The sequence below is a fragment of the Aeromicrobium sp. PFPM2_SD2 genome (genome assembly GCF_057364525.1).
In genome coordinates this window covers 1-4010 of record NZ_JBNFNZ010000220.1, presented here as the reverse complement: position 1 = coordinate 4010, position 4010 = coordinate 1, and the positions used below count along the sequence as shown (strand labels likewise).

Annotated in this window: 3 protein-coding genes and 1 pseudogene; 2 read left to right on the top strand and 2 right to left on the bottom strand. The window is 74.2% G+C overall.

Features of this window, described 5'->3' with window-relative positions:
* Positions 1–404 (bottom strand): glycosyltransferase family 2 protein (locus AC2W7G_RS10685; protein WP_485868410.1); only part of this gene is annotated, 404 nt, incomplete at its 3' end.
* A 106-nt stretch (positions 405–510) separates the two neighbouring features.
* Between AC2W7G_RS10685 and AC2W7G_RS10680 the strand changes: the two genes are divergently transcribed.
* Complete coding sequence (locus tag AC2W7G_RS10680) at positions 511–1512, top strand: SGNH hydrolase domain-containing protein (RefSeq protein WP_485868409.1); 1002 nt, start codon at positions 511–513, stop codon at positions 1510–1512.
* On the top strand, positions 1509–2174 hold the full coding sequence (locus tag AC2W7G_RS10675) for an SGNH hydrolase domain-containing protein (protein ID WP_485868411.1): 666 nt from the start codon (positions 1509–1511) through the stop codon (positions 2172–2174). Before AC2W7G_RS10680 ends, AC2W7G_RS10675 begins: the two co-directional genes overlap by 4 nt.
* Here the strand turns inward: AC2W7G_RS10675 and AC2W7G_RS10670 are convergent.
* Positions 2147–3702: pseudogene (locus AC2W7G_RS10670) on the bottom strand (MMPL family transporter); the annotation flags it as partial. The gene AC2W7G_RS10675 and the pseudogene AC2W7G_RS10670 sit on opposite strands and share 28 nt — an antisense overlap.
* Positions 3703–4010: the final 308 nt, after the last annotated feature.

Genomic DNA, 4010 nt, shown 5'->3' with positions numbered 1-4010 from the left:
GCACCGGCGGTGCTCGGCGCCTCCACCGCCGCGGCCATCCGCTCGAGGAAGTCGTCGGCGGGCACGACGTCGGGGTCGGCGAGCAGCACCCACGCGCCCTCGGCCGCGCGCAGTCCGTGCTCGAGCGCGGCGCCGCGACCGGCGTCCGGGAGCGCCATGACGCGCGCGGTCGGGCGTCCCTCGGCCCAGGCCTGCACCGTGGAAGCCGTGTCGTCGTCCGCGCCGGCGACGACGAGCACCACGTCGAGCCGCGACGGGCCGAGCGTCTGGCGCTCCAGCGCGGCCAGGAGGTCGCCGGGGTGCGGCGCACTCGCGCCGAGCGGCACGACGACCGAGAACGTCGCCCCCGTCCCGGTGCGCGACGGGCCGGACGGGGCGGACGCGGGGTCCAGACCGCTCGACATGCGTCTCCTTTCGGGCGCCGACTATCCTGTGCCCGGCGGCCGCGCACCACTCTAGGTGCGTCGTGCTCGCCGAACCCATCCGTCTTCCCCCCCCGGAGGCTCGTCCGTGACGCTGCGCACCGTGGCCGGCCTCGCGCTGGCGTCGATCCTGCTGGCGGGCTGCTCCTCGCCCACCGGCGAGGACGACGCGCCGACCACGGCCGCGTCCCCGTCGCCGAGCGCGAGCCCCACCCCGACGACGCCGGCCACGACGGCGCCCACGACCGAGGCCGCGCCGAAACCGGCCATCACGCCGGAGCCGCGCCGCGCCCCCGAGGACCAGGTCACCTACGGCGACCGCGAGTGCCACCAGGGCAAGGCCAGCAGCACGGTGCTCACCTGCACCTTCGGCGACCCCGAGGGCGACGTCACGATCGTCGCGGTCGGCGACTCGAAGACCGAGCAGTACCTGTCGGTGCTCGACGCGGTCGGCAAGGAGCGCGGCTGGCGGGTCATCGGGATGACCAAGTCGGCCTGCGCGTTCAGCACCGCCCAGCTCACGGGCGGCTCCCAGCCGAACAAGACGTGGCGCAACTGCGAGCAGTGGAACCGCAAGGCGCTGCGCAAGATCGAGCAGCTGCAGCCCGACGCCGTCCTCACCGCCCTCTACAAGCTCAAGGTGCCCAAGTTCGGCCGGTCGCTGAGCTCGGTGGACCAGAAGACGCTCATGGCCGAGGGCATCCACGACGCGCTCGCCCGCACCGGCGTGCCCTCGGTCGTCCTGCGCGCCACCCCGCGCGCCCAGTCCGGCGACGACATCGCCCAGTGCGTGGCGCGCCACCCGAAGGACACGTCGCGCTGCGACATCACCGGTGACACCGTGACCGACCCCGAGCTGGTCTGGAGCCGCACCGCGATGGGCCTCATCCTGGACGACCTCGACGAGGCCACCTCGATGTCGATCAACAACCTCATCTGCTCCAGCGAGCGCCGCTGCGAGGCGGTCGCGGACGGCATCCTGCGCTACCGCGACTCGCACCACCTGACCGAGACGTTCCTGCTGTCGGTCGCGGACGCGTTCGGGGCCCGGCTGGAGCGGGCGCTCGTGCGCGTGGGCGTCCTGTCGTGAGCCGCCGGCTCGTCGGGCTCGTCGTCCTCGCCGTGGTGGCGGCGCTGCTGGCGGGGGCCTGCTCCTCGGACACGCTGCGCCGGCTGACCGGCAGCGACGTCGGCTACTCCCCCGCCCCGTGGGACGCCAAGGACGACGAGATCGACTACGGCGACCGCACCTGCCACCAGCGCAAGGACGAGGCCGCGGTGCTGACCTGCGAGTTCGGCGACCGCGACGGCGACGTGCACCTGGTCGTCGTCGGCGACTCCATGACCGAGCAGTACCTGCCGGCGATGGACGAGGTCGGGCGCGACCGCGGCTGGCGCATCACCGGCATGACCAAGTCCGCGTGCCCGTTCTCGAGCGCGACCCTGGACGACCGCCGCACCGCGCGCATCGAGAGCTGCGAGGCCTGGAACGCTGCCGCGATCGAGCGCATCCGCGAGCTGCGCCCCGACGCCGTCGTGTCGGCGCTGTACCTCATGCGCGGCCTGGACCACACGACCGTGCGCGCCGGGCTGGCCCGCTCCCTGGGCGAGCTCGCCGACGCCGGCGTCCCGGCGGTGCTGATCGACCAGGCGCCGCGCGCCCGCGAGGACGTCGTGGAGTGCCTCGAGGACGACCCCGAGCAGCCCGGCCGCTGGAAGACCAGCCAGCCGACGCCGAGCGCCGACAGGTAGCTCAGCACGGTCGTGGCCGCGAGCAGCAGCGCGGCGACCACCGACCGCAGCAGCACGAGCAGCATCACGAGCACGACGCCCAGGACGATCGGGACGAGCAGCGACCGGTCGTCGGACGCGGTGGCGCGCTCGTCGAGGTCCTCGGCGTCCGCGCCGCCCACGAGCGCGTCGGGGTCGGCGTCGTCGAGGGCGGTGCGCAGCTCCTCGATCGTCCGCAGGCTGGCGTCGGTGCCCGGGCTCGCCGAGAGCGTCACCGAGATCTCGGCGTAGCGGTCGTCGCGGCGCTCGACGGACGCGTCCTGGACGCCGTCGACCTGCTCCGCCGCCTGCGCGACGTCCTCGGCGCGGTCGGCGGTCACGACGACGGTGGTGGGGGAGGAGATGCCCCCGGGGAAGCTCTCCGACAGCGTCTTCTGCGCGGCGATCGACTCCGGCTCCTCGAGGAACTGCTCGCTCTGGCCCAGGCCGGTGCGCAGGTTCAGCAGCGGCGCGGCCATGGCGACGAGCGCGACGAGGCTGACCACCAGGACCGTCACCGGGCGGCGGGTGACGCCGGTGCCGAGCCGGCCCCAGAACCCGCTGTACTCCTTGCCCTCCTGGCCCTGGCGGGGGACGAACGGCCAGAACAGCCAGCGTCCGGGCAGCACCATCGCCGAGGGCAGGACGACCAGGGCGTAGAGGACGGCCACGACGATGCCGAGCGCGCCCGCGGCGCCGATGCGGCTGACGAACGGGGAGTCGGCGAGGGTCAGGGCGACCAGGCCCAGGGCGACGGTGCCCGAGCTGGACAGGATGGCCGGCGCCGCGGCGCCGACGGCGTGCCGCATGGCGTCGCGCCGGTCGTCGTAGCGACGCAGCTCCTCGCGGTAGCGGGCGATGAGCAGCAGCGCATAGTTGGTGCCGGCGCCGAAGACGAGCACGGACGTGATGCCGGTGATGGAGCCGTCGATCGGCTCGTCGAGCCAGCTGGAGGCGTAGTCGAGCGCGACGGCGGCGACGCGGTCGCCCACGCCGATGACGGTCAGCGGCACGAGCCACAGCCACGGGCTGCGGTAGGTGATGAGCAGCAGGATCGCGACGACGGCGGCCGTGACGGCGAGCAGGCGGGTGTCGGCGCCGTCGAACACCTTCCCGAGGTCGGCCTGGACGGCGGGACCGCCGGTGACCTGGGCGGTGACGCGTCGGGCACCTGCTCGGCGACGACGTCGCGGACCTGCTGGACGTTGTCGGCGTTCTCGTCATTCGGCACGTCGGTGGGCAGCGGCACGGCGACGAGGGCGACCGTGCCGTCCTCGGACGGGATGGGCGGGCTGGCCTCGCCGAGGTCGGCGAGGGACGCGCGCAGGCCGGCGGCCGCGGCGAGGTCCTGCGGGGTGAGCTCCTCGCCGTCGCGCGAGAGGACGACGAAGGCCGGCGACTCCTCCGAGCCGGGCAGCTCGGCGGTCGCCTTCCGGGCCAGCGAGGACTCGGCGTCCGCGGGCAGGTTGGACCCGGCGCCGTTCCCCTCGACCGGGTCGGGGGCGAACATCATCACCAGGGCGGAGACGACGAGCGTCGCGAGCACGACGACGATCGAACGCCGGCGTCCCACCAGGTGCACGAACGGGACGCGCGATTTAGTTCGACTATCGAAAGAAGCCATGTCGCGATACTAGACTGGCGGTCGTGACGACGCCTCCCCAGCCGCCCGACGAGCGCCGCGCGGTGGTCTTCCTGCTCCAGGCGTTCTCGGCCGCGGCGCAGCGGTACGCGGAGGCGGCCGGCGCACGGCGCGGGATGCACCGCTCGGACCTGCACGCGCTGCTCGCCGTCATGCAGGCCTCGGTCGCGGGCCGG